Source organism: Saccharibacillus sacchari (genome assembly GCF_037722395.1).
In the GTDB taxonomy this organism is placed as follows: domain Bacteria; phylum Bacillota; class Bacilli; order Paenibacillales; family Paenibacillaceae; genus Saccharibacillus; species Saccharibacillus sacchari_A.
The window spans coordinates 1-18,300 of record NZ_JBBKAR010000037.1 but is presented as its reverse complement, the minus strand read 5'-3'; the positions used below and the strand labels follow the sequence as shown (position 1 = coordinate 18,300).

The window sequence follows — 18,300 nt, the reverse complement described above, 5'->3', positions numbered from 1 at the left end:
AACACGATTTGCCGTCCTTAGGATGCTGGGCTGGGCCGCTGCGTCGACGTCAAAGCGAGTTGAACGCGCTACCCGCCGTTCTTACCATTCTCGCTCTGGCCTAGCCGCCGCATGAAGGTTGACGTTGTTCGAAAAATGTTGACTCGATATTAACATTTTTCGGATAATCGGAGCTTTTTTTATCCATTGTTGACTTTTCGTCAACAAATTTGCTGAATTGGCTGCGAAAAAGGCCAAAGTAGATAAAAATTTTGACCTTACGTCAACATTTTCGCAAAGTACGTCTAAAAATCCGTAAAATCTGCACAAAAAGTCAACAAAATCTCTATAACACCGTGGCGCGATCGGTTTTTCCGTTTCTGTATCGGTTCGCAACGGCGTGTCCGACACGGTTGTCGGACACGCCGTTGCTTTCCGCGCCGCGATCCAAAGGAGCGAAGCTTGCCATGAATTCCTTTTCCGACCGAAACGCTTCAAACCGCCCAAAAGACTCGAAAGGCGAAGCTTCCGCGCGCAACCCGGCGTCCGCGCTCGGCCCATCTGTCGCTTCGATTGCCGCGCAGGCGGCGTTATCCGAAGCCCGCCGCTCTAATCCGGATTCTGCACAAGCTTCATCTGGCGCCGCCCGCCGTACCGTTCCCGCCCCTAGGCAGACGGCCACCTCCGCCGCCCGCTGCTTCGTCTCGGACCCCGTTCCAGCGCAAACCGCCTCCTCCGTCACCCCCCGCGCCGCTTCCGACCCCGCCGCTCTCACCCCGTCCCCCCGGGCCGACGGCGCTTACGCTTTTCTCGACGAGGCTCGCGAGGTGGAGTTTTACCGCCGCGACCTGCCGACGCCGTGGATGAATTATTTGTCCAACGGCACGTTTCACACGATGCTGTCGCATGCCGGGGGCGGCGTCGCTTTTTACAAATCACCGCAGATCTGGAGGATCACGCGGTACCGTTTTTTCCATCTGCCGACCGACCGTTCCGGGCCTTATCTCTATATCCAGGAGGTTGACGATAACGGCGATCCGTCCGAGTACTGGTGCCCGACCAACGAACCGTCGTTGATCCGTCCCGATACCTGGAAAAGCGCGCACGGCATGGGTTACACCCGTTTCGAAGCGTCCAAAAACGAGATTTTCGCGCGCACGGTTTATTTTGTCGGGCCGGAAGAAAATTCGCTGATCTGGAACCTGACGCTCGCGAACGACGGCCCGGCGGAGAAAAAGCTGCACGTCTACGCCTACGCCGAGTTCGGCATGATGGAGTTTATGCGCGAGCTGCAATGGCAGTGCTACAACAAGCATCAGGTATCGGTCACGCATCACGCGAACGATATGCTGCTGTACCGCTACGGCGTCGAAAACCAGCCGAAGCCGGACGAGACGCCGCTGGTCTACTTCGCGTCGGACACGCCGTTGACCGGATACGACGGCGACCGCGATGCTTTTGTCGGCAGCTACCGCAGCGAGTCGAACCCGCAAGCGATCGAGCGCGGCGGCTGCGGCAACTCGACGCTGCTCGGCGGCGATCCGTGCGGCGCGCTGCAAATGACCGTGACGCTTGCGCCGGGCGAGACGCGGGAGATCAACGTGTTTCTCGGCACGGCCCCGACTGAAGCGGCAGCGAGATTGTCGGTCGAACGTTCGCGGCAGTCCGGCTTCGTCGAGCGTTCTTTTGCCGGGTTGAAAAAGGAGTGGGACCGATACCTCGGCGCCTGGAACTGCACGCTGCCGGACGCCGAAGCGGAGCGGATGCTGAACGTGTGGAATCCGTATCAGGCGCAGCGCAATTTCCTGTTTTCCCGCAATATTTCGTTGTATGCGACCGGCACGTTCCGGGGCGTCGGGTTCCGCGATACGGCGCAGGATATTTTGGCCGTCGTGCCGCACGATACCCAAGCCGCGACAGAAAAGCTGCGTTTGCTGCTCGGTCAGCAGTACCGGGACGGTCACGTGAACCATTACTTTTTCCCGCACGAAGGTTGGGACCCGGTCACGAGCATCCATTCGGACGATCATCTGTGGACGGCGCTCGCGGTATGGGCGTTGATCGCGGAAAGCGGGAACGTCGACTTTTTGCATGAAAAGATCGCGTATTACGACGGCGGCGAAGGCAGCGTGTACGAGCATTTGCGGCGGGCGATCGACTATACGGCAAACCATCTGGGGCGAAACGGCTTCCCGCTCATGCTGCGTTCGGATTGGAACGACCAGTTATTCCGCGTTTGCCGCGAAGGCAAAGGCGAAAGTATCTGGACGGCGATGCAGTTCGGAACGGCGCTGCGGCAAACGGCCGATCTGGCGGAACTCGCGGGCCACGCGGCGGATGCGGCGCGTTACCGCAAGCTGTACGACGAGCAGAAAAGCCGAGTGAACGGAAGCGGCTGGGACGGCAAATGGTTCCGGCGCGCGGTGATGGACGACGGGCGTTTTCTGGGGACGGACGAGCACGATCAGGCCAAGCTGTGGCTGAACGCGCAAACGTGGGCGGTGCTGTCGGGCATGGCGGAAGGGGACAAAGGCGTCACGGCGATGAACAGCGTGCGCGATCTGCTCAACACGGAACTGGGGATCAAAAAGCTGCATCCGCCGATTACCGATTTTCCCGATCCCGCCGACCCGCTAACCAATTACAATCCCGGCACAGGCGAGAATGGAGCGGTATTCTGCCATGCCAACACCTGGGCGATCATCGCGGAGTGCATGCTGGGCCGGGGCGATCTGGCGTATGAATATTACCGTCAACTGATCCCGAGCGTCGCGATGGACCGGGCCGGACTCGAACGTTACCGCGCGGAACCGTACGTGTACGCGTCGAACCTGTTCGGTCCCGATTCCGACAAATTCGGCTTAGCGAACGTATCGTGGCTGACCGGCACCGCCGCCTGGATGTACGTCGCCGCCACGCAGCATATTTTGGGCGTGCGCGCGACGGTGGAAGGGCTGCGGATCGACCCGTGCATCCCGCGCGAGTGGGCAGGGTTTACCGTATGCCGAATGTTCCGGGGCTGCCGCTACGAGATCGACGTGCGCAACGACAGCGGCGAAGGCCGCGGCGTCCGAGCGATCCTCGTCGACGGACAGCTTATCGAAGGCAACGTGCTGCCCGTGTACGAACAGCCGACGGTGAAAGTGGAAGTGAAGCTGTAACCGCAAGTCTTATATAGAGGAAAAAGGACTGCTCCGCCCGCCGCGATTCGTCGATCGGCTTGAGGGAGCAGTCCTTTTGTTTTGCATGGCATTCGCTTAATCACCGTCTCCGCAGCAACCAAAATTGCCCGGTAAATCCGATCGCCGCCAGGGCGAGGGTGATCCAATACGGAATCGTGACGGTTGGCAGTATCCGTTGAAGCAGCAGGCCGGCGATCCCGATCGCGATCAGCACCGCCAGCGAAGCGCCGATACCGCGCAGGTTGAATTTCGGCGGAGCGGGCACGCCTTCTTCGGGATCGCGCCGGGTCAGCCGCATCAGCACTTCGACCAGCGCGACCGCGCCCAGCACCACGATCAGCAGCATGCCCATATTGATTTCTTCGGCTTCCGGAATGAACAATGCCGCCAGGCCGAGCAGCAAAAACGTCCAGCTCAGCGCGACCCACGGAGCAAGCACGTACAGCGGGACGCTGCGCGCTTCTTTTCGTTGGGGCAGGGTTTCAAGCGCGGCGTCGGCAAAAAGAACCGGATCGTCGCCGAACAGTTTGGACGCGCTTTTGCTTTTCTGCTGGGCGCTCAGCAGTTCTTGGCCGCGCGCCAGCAGCCAGTCTTCGCCGCTTTCTTCATCAACGCGGCTCGACCGGACATGCACGATGACCTCGTCGAAATAATCGCCGTTTTTTTTGCTTAGTTGGTCGCGGATCTGATTGATCTCGCGAATTTTTTTTCTGATGCTCAAACGAAGTTTCCTCCTTAAAAGTAGCCTGATCCGCGCGGAAACGCGGCGGATTTGAGCCTAAAGTCATTCAGTCCGCCGCATGGCCGGCATCGTTCGTGTCCCAGGACTGCGACTGAAAAGCCAGAAATAACCCGATCCAACGGTCTTCGTCGGCAAAATGGACCAGGATCGCTCCGTCCCGAAACGTGCCGTTGTCGCCGTGCCACGGACGTGCGTTGCCTTGATTCATATGAATGTTGTGCAAGCCGCGTCCCGGCAGGAAAGCGAAGTAATAATCGGGCTTATCGGCTTCCGGTCCCCAACTGTCGCCGAACACGTACAGATCCGCGTCCGCCGATACGGCGCTGTCGATCAAAGCGACAATCTTTTCGTTCAGGTCGTTGTCGGGTCCGGGAAGGCTTGCGGGCAGCGGAACCAGGTCGTTTTTGCGAACAAGCGGCCGACGGATAAAATCCAGCCCCGTGACGGGAAGCTTCTGTTCGATCGGCGTGAAGCCGTCCGGCAGTTTTTTCAACACTTCGGCTTCTTCCGGCGCGCAAGGCCCGATATGGTACAGCAGCTCGGACGGATAGGCTTTGGATTTGATATTGATGGACGCCCGGTAACGGGTTCCTCTGGCGTCTTGCAAGCAAATATGAAAATGCGGCTGGCTGCCGAACCCGTGGATGTAACGGATCGCCCGGGCTTTCAGCACGCCGTAACGGTAAGCGCTCAATAGCTTTTCCTCCCGAACATTTATGCTTTGCTCTTCCTCCGGCATCGACGCCCGACCGAAGATTACTTGCGTTCGGCGTGCAGAAGGAAAGGACTGATTTTTGCTGAACAAGCGTATTTGGCATATATCCCTTAGCATAGCGCAATCCGGAAACAGGGTCTACCAACCGCGGAATATCCTTAACGCTTTTTTAAAACCCTGCGCCGAACTCGGAATTGACAAACTGTTCTTGGCGGCGTAAGATAAGAACAATTCATACTAATTAACTAGGGATTAAAAACCAGGGAGGCTGCTGCTATGGAACGCCAGATTCTGATCCGCCACGACAAACACGAATTGACCGCTACGATTCATTATCCGACATCTGGAAACTCGGAGGGGCGTCTTCCGCTGACGGTCATTTGCCACGGATTCGTGGGCAGTCGGATCGGCGTGGATCGGCTGTTCGTGACCACGGCTCGCGAACTGGCCGCCGACGGTCAACTGGTTGTCCGTTTCGACTATATCGGCTGCGGGGAAAGCGACGGCGTATACGGCGAAGAAGGCATCGAGTCCATGATCCGGCAGACGCGCAGCGTGCTCGATTACGCGATGACTTGCGCAGATATCGATCCGAGCCGCGTGACGCTGATCGGGCACAGCCTCGGCGGAGCGGTCGCTTTGCTCACCGCCGTGCGCGACCGCCGGGTCAAAAGTCTGGCGTTGTGGTCGGCGGTCGGGTATCCGTTTAACGACATCGTGAAAATCACGGGGCGCGAGCGTTACGACGAATCGGTTCGGACCGGCAGCGCCGACTTTCTCGGATATTCGTTCACGCCGGTCTTTTTCGAATCGCTCGGCGCTTTCCAGCCGTTCCAGGAAGCCGGGAAGTTTTACGGGGACGTGCTGGTCGTGCACGGCACGTCGGATGACGTGATTCCGGTCGACTATGCGTTCCTGTATCAAAAGCTGTTCTGGACGCGTGCGGAAGCCCGCTGCGACAAAGAGATCATTTTCCAAGCCAACCACACCTATTCTTCCGGCCCGCACCGTCGCCAACTGCTCGACATTACGAAGCGCTGGCTTCAGGATCGGCATAAGAGCGAGATCGATTGGCAACACTGGACGATCTGACACATCGTGCAGCATTGCCAAGGCTATTGACAACACTGGACGATCTGACACATCGTGCAGCATTGCTGAGGCTGTTATCGACGCAGGAACATTCGACGCGGACGAGTTGATTATCGCCCGCCGGATCGCCGGAACCGGACATCAATCCGGCGATCTTTCCGACTTATGCACGCTATGTTTGAGCTTCCCGCTTCAAATTAAGTGCTATACTGCAACTAATTGCTTCGCATCGTTGCTCGAAATGAAAATAAATGCGTATATCCAGTTATTTGAAAGGATCGAGCACGGAAATGCGGACATCGGCCTAATTAACTGTATATCCGCATCTATTTTTCGAAAAGGCGACGATCTACGGAAAATAAATGGATATTTGCGCTTATTTTTGCGGAAAGCGGACTTTTCGAGCGAAACGAGCAAGCCTATTCGCTTCGCTGTAAAGTTCGATCTTTTCGCTTCGCCGCATACGTCGGCAGGCGTGCGTACTTCCGTGCATATATCCGCTTGTCCGCATTTCTCGCTCCGCTCCCGCAAACGTTCTTCTGAGTCCGCGCTTTTCCCCGCATATCCGTATCCCCGCATCCGTAGATCTTCTGCACAGGTTCCGCCCGCTTCCGAATTTCTCCATGCCTCCACATCTCCTACATACCGGTCCCCGCCACGCCATACTCGCTTCTGATCCTGTGCCGCCCCCGCCACCGTGTCCCACGTTTGCCCGCCGTCTGCCGCTCTCCATTTCTTCGTCCTCGCTATTTTCCGCTTTCCAACTTTTTTTCGTTTTTCTTTTCAACTCCGCTTCGATTTAAGGTTCATTTCATAAACGGACGGTAAAGTGGAAGCAGGTCGACAGGAGTTCCGGAACTCGAAAATAAGGCCGAATGCCAGGATAAGTGCGATTTTTGTTAAAAAGAGTCGATTTTTATGTAAAAACAGCATGAAAATCGGCATAAGTTTTCTTTAATCCCTTACATCGTTGTGATAAAATGATGGAGGTCGCAGAAGCGACTTCAAAGCCTTGCCCATTTTTGGTTTTGAAAATTTGAAAAGGGGTTTTAAAATGCGTGCAAAAAAGAAGGATATTTTCTTTCAAACACTCGAAGACATGGCGGACACGATCGTACAAGCCGCGGACTACTTTTCCAAGCATGTAGCGGATCTGAAGGACGTTAACGTTTTCGTCAAAGACATGAAAGATTATGAAACCAAGTGTGACGGGTTTACGCATACGATTATTACCGAACTCAACAAAACGTTTATCACCCCGCTTGAACGAGACGATATCCTGAAGCTGGCTACCACGCTTGACGATGTATTGGACGGACTGGAAGCTACAGCTTCGCGTTTCTACATGTACAACCTGGGCCAGCCGGACCAATATATGATTCAGTTTGGCGAAATCCTGCGCGAGTCGGCTTATGAGATTCAGAAAGCGATCCATCTGCTGTCGCAGAAGAAATTGCTGGCGATCCGCGAGTATACGATTCGTTTGAACGATTTGGAGAATCAGGGCGACCAACTGCTGCGCACGTGTATCACGGAACTGTTTGCCAACGTAAAAGACCCGATCGAATTGATCAAACGCAAAGAAATCTACGAGCGTCTTGAGACAACGACCGACAACTGCGAAGATGTTGCCGATATTCTGGAAACTATTATTATGAGCAACTCCTAAGCGGAGCCTGCCATTTTAGGGCTAAAGGAGGTCAAGACCGCTTTTTCCGGAATAGAGCTTTCGCGCGGGGGCATTGTCCAACGATCGGCGGCGATTTCGTAAAAAGACAGCGGCACGGCATTTGCAAAGACTGCGGATGCAGCGAGGCCGTCTTTCTTCGTGCGGTCAAAATACTATGGAAACAACTTTTATCGTCCTTGCGGTGGTCGTTTTTCTTGCACTCGCATTTGACTTCATTAACGGATTTCACGATACGGCCAATGCGATTGCGATGTCCGTATCCACTCGCGCACTGAAGCCCCGTACCGCGATTCTGATGGCGGCGGGCATGAACTTCCTCGGTGCGATCACGTTCACGGGCGTCGCCAAAACGATCGGGGGAAGCATCGCGGACCCCACCAAGCTGGATAACGGGATCGAGATCGTTATTGCCACGCTTATCGCGGCCATTATCTGGAATTTGGCAACCTGGTGGTTCGGGATTCCTTCGTCGTCTTCGCACGCGATGATCGGCGCGCTTGCCGGTGCCGTCTTCGTCGGTGCAGGCGCGGATAGCGTCAACTGGGAAGGATTCCTCGAAATCGTCGAAGCCCTTATCTTCTCGCCTTTGATCGCGTTTGCTGTCGGTTACATTATCATGATGATCCTCAAATGGACGCTCGGACGACGCAGCCCGCATACGGTGAACAAAGGCTTCCGCTCGATGCAGATTTTGACGGCGGCGCTTCAATCGTTCGCGCACGGCACCAACGATGCGCAAAAAGCGATGGGGATCATGACGTTCGCACTGATCTCGGCCGGCCAATGGAGCACGCTCGAACCTCCGTTATGGGTCAAACTGGCTGCCGCTACGGCGATGGCGCTCGGTACTTCGGTAGGCGGATGGAAGATCATCAAGACGCTCGGTACGAAAATTTTCAAAATCGAGCCAATGAACGGTTTTGCCGCTGACGTATCTTCGGCTTCCGTTATCTTCACGGCAACGATGCTGCATCTGCCAATCAGTACGACGCACGCTGCGACTTCCTCGATCCTCGGCGTAGGCGCTGCCAAGCGCTTCCGTGCGGTGAAATGGGGAATGGCTGGTCGAATCGTTATCGCTTGGTTCATTACGATTCCGATTGTTGCGGTTATGTCCGGACTGATCTTCAAGCTACTTTTCTAGGGCATGTTTTCCTTGCATAAAGCGATAAAAATTAAGGTCTGCCGGATGCTCCGGTGGGCTTTTTTTGGTTTCTTGAGCGCTTGGGCGGGGTAAGGAGCGAAGAACGGACCGACGGCTTATGTATCGGAATCATGATCGGGGATTTGCGTAAAAGTGTAACCTATCTCAGCCGCAGTCCGTCTAAAAGGTTGGAGGTGTTAAACATGAATAAACCCGCTAAAATGATGAGTCTGGCTTCCGCGCTGCTGTTGACCATTGCCCTGACAGCCTGCGGACAAGCCAATGCTCCGGCTCCCGAACCGGGAGATACGGCGAATACGACGCAAGAACCGCCCGTGGAGACGACGCCGGACGAGACGACAGAACCTGCTGAACCGGACACACCGGATGAAGAAGTCATTTCGGCAACCGGCGAATACAACGGACAAGCCGATCCGCATACGATTGAAGTGAATGTGGACGGAACCCCGACTTCGTTCCAGCTTGCGGAAGGCGTATCCTCCCAGCTTGAAGGCTTGAATGAAGGGGATACGATCTCGTTTGAGTATGTGGAACGCGCGGTTGAAGGCAGCGACGTGCCACAGCTGGAAATCCGGTCTTTGGAAAAGGCGGCCACATCGGGAGCGGACGGAGGAGCATCCGGCGATAGCGATGCGGCTTCCACGGATCGTCCGGCTACAGAAACCTTTACCGTCGGAGACGGAGAGTCGCAGACGCTAACCGGAGAGTTGCAAACCGGAGAAGGCTATTCGCTGTATGTGCTTGACGGCTATGCTTTAGATGCCGCAACGGGTCGAGTAACGCTAACCGAAAATCCGGATTATTACGCGGAAATCGAGAAACTGCCTGCGGATTTCAATCTGGATGAACTGCGTACCGAAGGTACGGCCAAGCTTGAGAAGGCTGGCGGAACGGTCGAAGAATTCAGCGCCGATACGTTGGTTGAAAGCTCAATGATGAATGCTTCGCTTTTCCTGCAAGGCAGCAGTGCGAAGGACGTTCAGGATTATATCGTGTGGGAAGCGCAAGACGGCAGTGCCTACACCTTCCATCTGGTCATCCCGGAAAATGAAGAAGGGTCGTCTTTCTACACGGAAGTCACGGCTTCACTGGCTACGATTATGGGACAATAAATACGAAGCGCCGATCTCTATCCGAATGATGGAGATCGGCGTTTTTTTAAGCAAGGCTAACGATTTTTGCCCTACCCGTTACTAAGGAGTTGGATAAAACGGAGAAAGCGGCATTCGTCCTTGAATCGTTTTACGAAAAAGGTTATAACAATATCATAATATTTATTATTTTTAGCTAACTTAAACATAACAAAATCAGAGCGGAGGATTTGAATGACAGCAATTCGATCGGATCGAGAGTGGAAGGTACAGTTGGAAGAGGAACTGCGCGACAATATCCTGGCCTTTTGGCTGAAAAACGCGCCTTCGCCGGGAGATAACGGATTCGTGGGCGAGATTGGGGCAGACTTGAGCGTGCACGCGGAAGCGGATCGCAGTCTGGTGCTGAACGCACGTATTTTATGGACGTTTGCCGCAGCTTATCGCCGATACAAGACGGTCGAATACCTCGATATGGCAGCGCGCGCTTATCGGTATTTGCGCTCGAACTTCGAGGACCTTGAGAACGGCGGTTATTATTGGATGTTGTCGGCGGACGGAAATCCATCGGAAAAGAAAAAGCAGGTGTACGGGCAGTCTTTCGTCATTTATGCGCTGAGCGAATACGCGTTGGCTTTGGAAGTGGCGGGTGAACCGGAGGACGGATTGCGTGCCGAACTGCTGGAGGAGTGTCGCCGCATCTTCGGGTTGTTGGAAAAATATAGCCGTGATCCGCAGTATGGCGGGTATATCGAAGCCCATGCGCGCGACTGGTCGGAGACCGGGGATCTGAGCTTAAGCGGTAAAGATCTGAACGAGAAAAAGTCCATGAATACGCATCTGCATGTGCTGGAAGGGTATACGAATCTGTATCGGATCTGGCCGTCGGAAACGTTGAAAAACGCGCTGAACGATCTGCTGGAGACGACGTTGAAGCATATCGTCGATTCGGAAAGCGGGCATTTCCTGCTGTTTTTCGACGAGGCTTGGGATAGCAAGTCGGAGCATGTCTCATACGGGCATGATATCGAAGGCAGTTGGCTGCTGTACGAGGCGGCGGAAGTGCTGGGCAACGGGGAATTGACGAAACGCGTGCACGGCGTGGCTTTGCAAATGGCGCGTGCGGTGTTGGAGCGCGGCGTCGATCGGGACGGCGGTCTATGGAACGAAGCGGAAGGCGGGGCGCTGGTCGACGACGCGAAGGATTGGTGGCCGCAGGCCGAAGCGATGGTCGGATTCTACAATGCGTACGAATTGAGCGGGGATGAGGCGTACCGCGAAGCGGCGGGACGTTCGTGGGACTTTATCCGCAACCATATCGTGGATCGGGAAAACGGGGAATGGTATTGGAGCGTGTCGAACGATCGGGTACCGAATGTGGAAAATCCGAAGCTCGGGGCTTGGAAGTGTCCGTATCATAATAGTCGGGCGTGTTTGGAGATGTTGGTGAGGTTGGGGAAGTAACCCCTTTTTAATCGAGCGGCGAGGGCGCTACGGGCTGCGGGGAAAATTCGCTCAACACGCTGTCTCACTCGGAAAACGGCTTCTTGAATGGTCATTCAAGGAGCCGTTTTCCGAGTTCAAAGGCGTCTTGAGCTGAATTTTCCCCTCCGCCCTCCGCTCGCTGCTTCGCTTGAACAGGGGTTCTTTGGGGGGAGGTAGGAAAGGCAAGAGCACGAGCAATAGCAATAGCAAGAAAAAAGGCTGTCCCAAATCGATTTTGGGACAGCTTTTTTGAGATGTAGATCAGGAAAAGGTGGCTTGCGGCCGAAACTGGAGGTAAAGCGCTAGCGTATGGGGAGCGACACGGGAAGCGGCGGAAAATAAGTGCGGATATGCACTTATTTTCGGTGAAATATCGAATTTTCGTGAAATAAGTGCGCATATGCAACTATTGGCAGGAAAAAGGGGCTTTTTCGGATAAAGCGAGCTATTTAATTGCATTCGAGCACTTATTTCGAAAAAGGATCTCTTTTGCGAAGAAATAGTTGCCTATGCGCACTTAAATTATCAATCGGCCACATTATGGCGCTTACGGTCGGCTTTTATGCTCCGTCTCGTTCAAAACTTCGTTTTCCGTCCGCATTTCCACCACCGATGCGCGCATCACCAGTTCGGAAGCGATCAGGATTTTTTCCAAAGGAGCTTTAGGGTCCTGGGTGCGTTCGAGTAGACGTAGCGTTGCGCGGCGGCCCATGGCTTCTTTGGGGACGTGCACGGTAGTCAGTTCCGGGGAGGTGCCGCCGCCGGATTCGTGGATGTTGTCGAAGCCGACCAGGGATACGTCTTCGGGGACGCGGACGCCGAGAGGTTCCAGATTGCGCAGCGCGACTAGAGCGACGTCGTCGTTGGCGCAAACGAAGGCGGTTGGGAGCGTGCCCTGCTTTTGGCGTTTGGTCAGCCATTGACGAAGTTCGGGTTCGTAGACGGCTCCGTCGATGCCTTCCAATCTGTTCAACGGATCGCCCACGTCTTGTACGGGCAAGCCGTGTTCTTCCATCGCGGTCCGGTAGCCGATCCAGCGGTCGCGGAAGCTACGGGAGAAGCCGGTGTTGCCGAGAAAATGGAGCTTGCGGTGGCCGCTGCCGATCAGGTGGCTGGTTAGGCGGGCGCTGGCGTCGACGTTCCCTGCGAACACCGTGTCAGCGGGAATTAGCGGATCTTCGTGATCGATGAGCACCATAGGCAGGCCGATGCGGTGAACTTCCAATAGTAGAGGCGTCGAGATCTGTCCGATGCCGATCAAGCCGAGAAAACCGTCCGGGTTCAAAATGCTCGTGACAGCGTCTACCCGTTGTTCGGAGATAATGACGACACCGAGGCCGTGACTTTCCAGTGCTTCGGTGACTCCGTTTAATATACGGCCCCAGTAGAGCGAGCCTGCCGTTTGAAATCGCACATTGGGCATCAGCACCAGCACGGATTGACGGGCAGAAACTTCGGGCGTCGTCGGCTGCTTCCGATTTTGCCCGTAGCCGCGAGGTTGGGTAAAATAGCCAAGCTGCGAAGCGGCCTGAATGACCCGTTCGCGAGTCGCTTCGCTTACGCCGTCTTTGCCCGAAAGGGCTTTGGAGACGACGAATTTGGATACACCGAGCTGGTCGGCAATATGCTGCATCGTTACTTTTTTCGCCATGAAGGGAGTCCTCCGCTCGATTGAGTTACCTTGATAACAAAAGTATAACAAAATCGCTTTTTTGCCGTCTATAGCAGGATTTGTTAGGGAGTATGCGTGCGGAAGTCCGAACGACAGCCAGATTGCAAGCCGCTTGGCGAAGGATTAAGATAAAGGAGCTTTGCGCGGCTGGATTTTCGGGGGAAAAGTATCCTTAACGACCCTACCGTCAACACGCGCAGTCTGATATCGGAAAAGGAGGCGGCCGCCGTGATACGCACGCTAGCGGTAACGCATGACCATAAAGTACAACTGGATATTCCGCTGACCGAGCTGGACCCGACGAAGTTTCGCTGGTTTTGGGCAGACTTCATGGCACCGACCGCGAAAGAAACCGAACTGCTCAGCGATTATTTTCATTTTCACCCGCTGGAGATCGAAGATTGTCTGAACGACGTGCAGCGCCCGAAGATGGACCCGCACGAGAAATACGTATTCCTGATTACCCATGCGTTGGAGGAGGGCGGCAAGGAAGCGGGAGAAGTGGATATGTTTATCGGGCGCACGTTTTTCGTGACGTTCCATTTTGACCGGATGAAGGAAGTGGACGAAGCGTGGGACCGGATCTGCTCGCGTGCGGAAGACCCGACAAAAAAGACCAACCCCGTAGCCGCCGCTTATCTGGTACTGGACGCGCTGGTCGACGAATATTTTCCGTGCGTGTTCGGCATCGAAGACGAGCTGGCGGATCTGGAGGAAAAAGGACGCCGGGAATCGGTCGACAAGCTGCTCGCGCAGGTATTCGACTTAAGATCGCGGCTGCTCAAGCTGCATCATACGATCGTGCCGATGCGCGACCTGCTGTACCGGATCATCAATTCGCAGCATGTGGACGATTCGAACGAGTACCGGGTGTATTTTACCGACGTGTACGACCATCTGCTGAAGCTGTCGGAGATGCTGGAATCCAACCGCGAAATGACGGCCGATCTGCGCGACAGTTACATCTCGCTCAACTCCAACCGGATGAACGGGATCATGAAGACGCTGACGGTGATCACGACGGTATTTATGCCTTTGACGCTGATCGCGGGCATTTACGGCATGAACTTCGACAATATGCCGGAGCTTCATTTCAAATACGGCTACTTTATTGTATTGGGCGCGATGGTGTTTTTGGGAGGCGGCATGATCGGATGGTTCTGGCGCAGAGGATGGTTCAAGTGAAACGTAGCAGGACGAATATCCAAAAAATGGCGGAGAGAGTATGCGTGTGACGGACACCATGTCAGGATTGCGTCAGAAAATCAAGGAATGGTGCTTGCTTCTGTCCGTTCGGTCTGCGTCGCGTGAAACCGTTAACGCTTGAAAAACGTAACTTGTACCGCTACAATGGTAAAGTAGTGAAAATATCGGGTCTTCGGACACGAATCGTAGCACCGAAAGCGTTTTGTCGCACGGGGAAATCCGGCGATTGATCGCTTTGCGTTTATAAACGGCAGCATAACCAGTACACATTAGGGGATGATCTTTCAGTGCAACTGAAAAAGTTAAACGATAAAACGGTCGATCAATTATTCGAAGCCATTCTGACGCTCAAGGATCTGGAGGAATGCTACGTATTCTTCGACGATCTGTGCACGGTCAATGAAATCCAGTCGCTTTCGCAGCGTCTGGAAGTCGCGCGTATGCTCGGCAAAGGCAGCACGTATAACCAGATCGAAGCGGAGACAGGCGCAAGCACGGCGACGATTTCGCGTGTGAAACGCTGCCTGAACTACGGCAACGACGGCTACAAAATGTCGCTCGAACGTCTGGGACGTTAAGCGCCTATGACAAAAGCGGGCGCGCTGATTATCAGCCATGGTTCGCCGCAGCCGGAATGGGTGCAGGCGGTTGAGGAAGCGGCCGGCGAAGTGCGGGTTAAGGAACATATGCCGGTCGCGGTATCGTTTCTGGGCAACGTAGAGGACGCGTCGATCCAGCACGGCATCGACGCGCTTGAGGCGGAGGGCGTCACGGATATTTTGGCCGTGATGCTGTTCGTGTCGGAAGGAAGCACGCATATCGACGAGATTCAATACGCGCTGGGCATCAAGGATGCGCCGGATAAGGAAACGGATCTTGAGCGCTTCCGAATCGCCGCGCGGATGCACGTCGGGCGACCGATGGGCGATGACCCGGACGTTGCGCGTATGGTCTGGGACAAAGTATCTCCGGTCTCCGTCGATCCCGAGCGCGAAGTGATTTTGCTCGTCGGGCATGGCAGTATTCACGACGGGTTTCGTCAGCGTTGGGAAGCAGGAGCGACAGCACTTACCAAGCGCGTAGGCGAGGTTAGCGGACTTGTCTGCGATTATGCGCTGCTCAATCCCGACAACGTGCGGATTAAGGCTCGGGATTGGCTGGAAAAAGGACGCCGGGTGCTGATCGCTCCGTTGTTCTTAAGTACGGGCTATTTTCTGCAAACGGTGATTCCGCGCAAACTTGAGGGGTTAACCTATGGGTATACGGGTGAGGCGCTGCTGCCTCACCCGCTGCTTCCGGTCTGGATCGAGCGGCAGGTCGAAGAGCTGCTGGCGGCGATGAAGACGGAATAGGATTCAAAAAAGCGGGCCGTCGACAGCACGCCGCTGTGTGTACATCGACGTGTGCATGGACGGTCCGAGCTATAGAAAATGGATTACGGTCAACGACGAAGCGAAGGTCCCTTCCAGGCGATCTTCGCTTCAAAATGTATCGGCGGCCGCAGCTTCTCAAGCCGTTAGGCGTTGCGGGATGCGGGCGGCAAGAACTTTATAAGGAACAGGTGGAGTTTGACAGATGAGAAGAGCGAGGTTGATCTATAATCCGACGTCCGGGCGCGAGGAAATGCGGCGGCGGCTGCCGGATATTTTGCAGCGCCTCGACGAAGGCGGAATCGAGACGACGGTGCACGCGACGACGGGCGAAGGCGACGCGACGCGCGCCGCTGCCGATGCGGCGCAGCGAGGCTACGATATCGTCATTGCCGCGGGCGGAGACGGTACGATCTATGAAGTAGTCAACGGTCTGGCGGATCAGGAACACCGTCCCGAGTTGGGCGTGTTTCCGCTGGGCACGACCAACGATCTGTCGCGGGCGCTCGGCATTTCCCGTCAATGGGAGGACTATTGCGACCTCGTCCTGCGCGGCGAATCGCGTCCGATCGACCTCGGGCGCGCCAACGACCGCTATTTCATCAATATCGCGGGCGGCGGCTCGTTGACGGAACTGACCTATGAGGTTCCGAGCCGCCTCAAAACGATGATCGGCCAGCTTGCCTATTATTTCAAAGGCGTCGAGAAGATGGTCAACCTGTCGCCGATGCAGCTCAAAATCACCGCCGAAGGCCAAGAGCCGATCGAAGGCGAATTCATGATCTTCCTGATCGGCAACACGAATTCGGTCGGCGGTTTCGAGAAGCTGATGCCGGACGCGCGGATCGACGACGGATTACTCGACGTGATCGCTTTGAAAAAATGCAATCTGGCCGAATTTATCCGCGTCGTCTCGATGGCGCAGCGCGGCGATCATTTCAACGATCCCAACGTGCTGTACTTCCGTACGCCGCGGCTGGAAGTGACTTCGCCGAATAACGTGCTGCTCAATCTGGACGGCGAACTCGGCGGACGGCTGCCGGGCGTGTTCGAGGTTTTGCCGCATCATCTGCGTGTGTTTACGTAAGAATTATTTGCCTGTGGGTATGCAATAATAGAATGAAACGATTTTCGGCAGGAAGCATGGAGGAAATACGTGCTTCTGCCGGAAAGAACGTGTTACAATACGGGAGGAAGGACCGCGCATAGACAGCGACAAGCAGTCTGGCGGCGGAAATCCTCCTTTTTTGCGTGCCTGGAAAAGAGATCATAGGCGCTAACGTGGTAGTTTTTACAACATGTACGACGAACAGAACCTTGCCTGATCTACTCAATTACCGATCAATATGAGCGAAAGAAGTGAATAGATATAATGAAGAACAACAATAACCGTGGCGGATCGGCGAGAAACGGCGGCAAACGGAGTTCGGCTCCTGGCGCGGCTTCCGGTAACGGCGGACGAAACGGATCGCGCGGACGCGGATCTTCCAGACCGGCAGCCGTAGAGATTACCGGCCTTCCGGTGTCCAAAAACGATGAAGTCACGATCGACATCATCGGCATGAACCATGACGGCGAAGGAGTCGGTCGCGCGGACGGCTACACGTTGTTCGTCCCCGGCGCCTTACCCGGAGAAAAGATCTCGGCCAAAGTGCTGAAAACGAAAAAGCAATACGGATACGCGAAAATGCAGATGTTGGTCGAAGCCAGTCCCGCCCGCGTCGAAGCGCCATGCGAGATCTACGATCGCTGCGGCGGTTGCCAGATCCAGCATATGGATTACGCGGCGCAATTGAACTGGAAGCGGCAGCAGGTCGCGGACAGCTTGCAGCGGATCGGAAAGCTGGACGTGCGTCCTTTCGATGCGGAAGAAGGCGGCGTGCTCGTTCCGCAAACGCTCGGCATGAGCGAACCGTGGCGGTACCGCAACAAAGCGCAGGTGCCGATGGGACAAGAGAACGGCCGCCTGATCGGCGGATTCTACGCGCGCGGCAGTCACCGCATCGTCGATATGGAGACGTGCATCATCCAGCATGAAGCCAACGACGAGATGGTGGAAACGGTGAAAAGTATCGGCCGCGAACTGGGCATCAGCGCCTACGACGAAGAAAGCGGACGCGGATTGCTGCGGCATGTCGTGGTGAAAGTGGCTTTCGCGACGGGAGAAAAGATGGTCGTGCTGGTGACGAACGGCGATCGCTTGCCGAAAGTCGACGATTGGGTCGAAGAGATTCGCAATCGCATTCCGGGCGTGAAAAGCATCTGCCAGAACGTGAATACGCGGCAAACGAACGTGATCTTCGGCGACGTCACGACCGTACTGTGGGGAGACGAGGTTATTCACGATTACATCGGTGACGTGAAGTTCGCGATCTCGGCCCGTTCCTTTTACCAGGTCAACCCGGCGCAGACGGAAGTGTTGTACGGTAAAACGCTGGAATACGCGGGACTGACGGGGAACGAGACGGTCATTGACGCCTATTGCGGCATCGGCACGATCTCGCTGTTCCTGGCGCAGAAAGCGAAGCGCGTCTACGGCGTCGAGATCGTGAAAGAAGCGATCGAAGATGCGCGCAAAAATGCGAAGCTGAACGGGATCGAGAACGCGGAGTTCGAAGTCGGCGCATCCGAAGACGTCATTCCGCGCTGGAAAGAGCAAGGCATCACGCCGGACGTGATCGTCGTCGATCCGCCGCGCAAAGGCTGCGATCCTCGCTTGCTGGAGACGATTCTGGAGATGAAGCCGGAACGGGTGGTATATGTGTCGTGTAACCCGGCTACGCTGGCACGCGATTTGCGGGTGTTGGAGGACGGCGGGTTTAAAACGGTGAAGGTGCAGCCGGTGGATATGTTCCCGCAGACGGTGCATGTGGAGGCTGTGGCATTGCTTCAAAAGTAAATTAATAAGGAG

14 protein-coding genes are annotated in these 18,300 nt (G+C 55.4%); 11 read left to right on the top strand and 3 right to left on the bottom strand.

Going from position 1 to position 18,300, the window contains the following annotated elements; translation table 11 throughout:
- The first annotated feature begins 446 nt into the window (after positions 1-446).
- The gene (locus tag WKI47_RS14130; protein WP_340227791.1) at positions 447-3,140 is read left to right on the top strand and encodes a GH36-type glycosyl hydrolase domain-containing protein; all 2,694 of its coding nucleotides are present in this window, start codon (positions 447-449) and stop codon (positions 3,138-3,140) included.
- Between the two features lie 100 nt (positions 3,141-3,240).
- Here WKI47_RS14130 and WKI47_RS14125 read toward each other — a convergent pair whose 3' ends face one another.
- Complete coding sequence (locus WKI47_RS14125; protein ID WP_340227790.1) at positions 3,241-3,882, bottom strand: DUF1129 family protein; 642 nt, start codon at positions 3,880-3,882, stop codon at positions 3,241-3,243.
- A 67-nt stretch (positions 3,883-3,949) separates the two neighbouring features.
- Entirely contained in the window at positions 3,950-4,597 is a 648-nt protein-coding gene (locus WKI47_RS14120; protein WP_340227789.1) for a YukJ family protein, read from the bottom strand.
- A gap of 297 nt (positions 4,598-4,894) precedes the next feature.
- Between WKI47_RS14120 and WKI47_RS14115 the strand changes: the two genes are divergently transcribed.
- The 5 genes from WKI47_RS14115 to WKI47_RS14095 all read left to right on the top strand — a co-directional run bounded on the left by WKI47_RS14115 (position 4,895) and on the right by WKI47_RS14095 (position 11,120).
- Positions 4,895-5,710, top strand: coding sequence for an alpha/beta hydrolase (locus WKI47_RS14115; protein WP_340227788.1), 816 nt, complete (start codon positions 4,895-4,897; stop codon positions 5,708-5,710).
- Between the two features lie 1,054 nt (positions 5,711-6,764).
- Positions 6,765-7,379: a DUF47 domain-containing protein gene (locus WKI47_RS14110; protein WP_340227787.1), complete on the top strand. Its 615-nt coding sequence runs from the start codon at positions 6,765-6,767 to the stop codon at positions 7,377-7,379.
- A gap of 175 nt (positions 7,380-7,554) precedes the next feature.
- A complete protein-coding gene (locus WKI47_RS14105; protein ID WP_340227786.1) occupies positions 7,555-8,544 on the top strand; it encodes an inorganic phosphate transporter in 990 nt (329 codons plus the stop codon).
- 203 nt (positions 8,545-8,747) lie between these two features.
- Positions 8,748-9,677, top strand: coding sequence for a hypothetical protein (locus WKI47_RS14100; protein ID WP_340227785.1), 930 nt, complete (start codon positions 8,748-8,750; stop codon positions 9,675-9,677).
- A 213-nt stretch (positions 9,678-9,890) separates the two neighbouring features.
- Complete coding sequence (locus tag WKI47_RS14095; RefSeq protein ID WP_340227784.1) at positions 9,891-11,120, top strand: AGE family epimerase/isomerase; 1,230 nt, start codon at positions 9,891-9,893, stop codon at positions 11,118-11,120.
- A 568-nt stretch (positions 11,121-11,688) separates the two neighbouring features.
- Here WKI47_RS14095 and WKI47_RS14090 read toward each other — a convergent pair.
- Complete coding sequence (locus WKI47_RS14090; protein ID WP_340227783.1) at positions 11,689-12,792, bottom strand: LacI family DNA-binding transcriptional regulator; 1,104 nt, start codon at positions 12,790-12,792, stop codon at positions 11,689-11,691.
- A 249-nt stretch (positions 12,793-13,041) separates the two neighbouring features.
- Here WKI47_RS14090 and corA point away from each other — a divergent pair, with 249 nt between their 5' ends.
- The 5 genes from corA to rlmD all read left to right on the top strand — a co-directional run bounded on the left by corA (position 13,042) and on the right by rlmD (position 18,288).
- On the top strand, positions 13,042-13,998 hold the full coding sequence (gene corA / locus WKI47_RS14085; RefSeq protein WP_340227782.1) for a magnesium/cobalt transporter CorA: 957 nt from the start codon (positions 13,042-13,044) through the stop codon (positions 13,996-13,998).
- A 308-nt stretch (positions 13,999-14,306) separates the two neighbouring features.
- Positions 14,307-14,597, top strand: a complete 291-nt coding sequence (locus WKI47_RS14080; RefSeq protein WP_037284734.1) for a YerC/YecD family TrpR-related protein — start codon at positions 14,307-14,309, stop codon at positions 14,595-14,597.
- A gap of 6 nt (positions 14,598-14,603) precedes the next feature.
- Positions 14,604-15,371, top strand: coding sequence for a sirohydrochlorin chelatase (locus tag WKI47_RS14075; protein WP_340227781.1), 768 nt, complete (start codon positions 14,604-14,606; stop codon positions 15,369-15,371).
- A 223-nt stretch (positions 15,372-15,594) separates the two neighbouring features.
- Entirely contained in the window at positions 15,595-16,476 is an 882-nt protein-coding gene (locus WKI47_RS14070) for a diacylglycerol kinase (protein WP_340227780.1), read from the top strand.
- Positions 16,477-16,761: 285 nt separating this feature from the next.
- Entirely contained in the window at positions 16,762-18,288 is a 1,527-nt protein-coding gene (gene rlmD, locus WKI47_RS14065; RefSeq protein WP_340227779.1) for a 23S rRNA (uracil(1939)-C(5))-methyltransferase RlmD, read from the top strand.
- Positions 18,289-18,300: the final 12 nt, after the last annotated feature.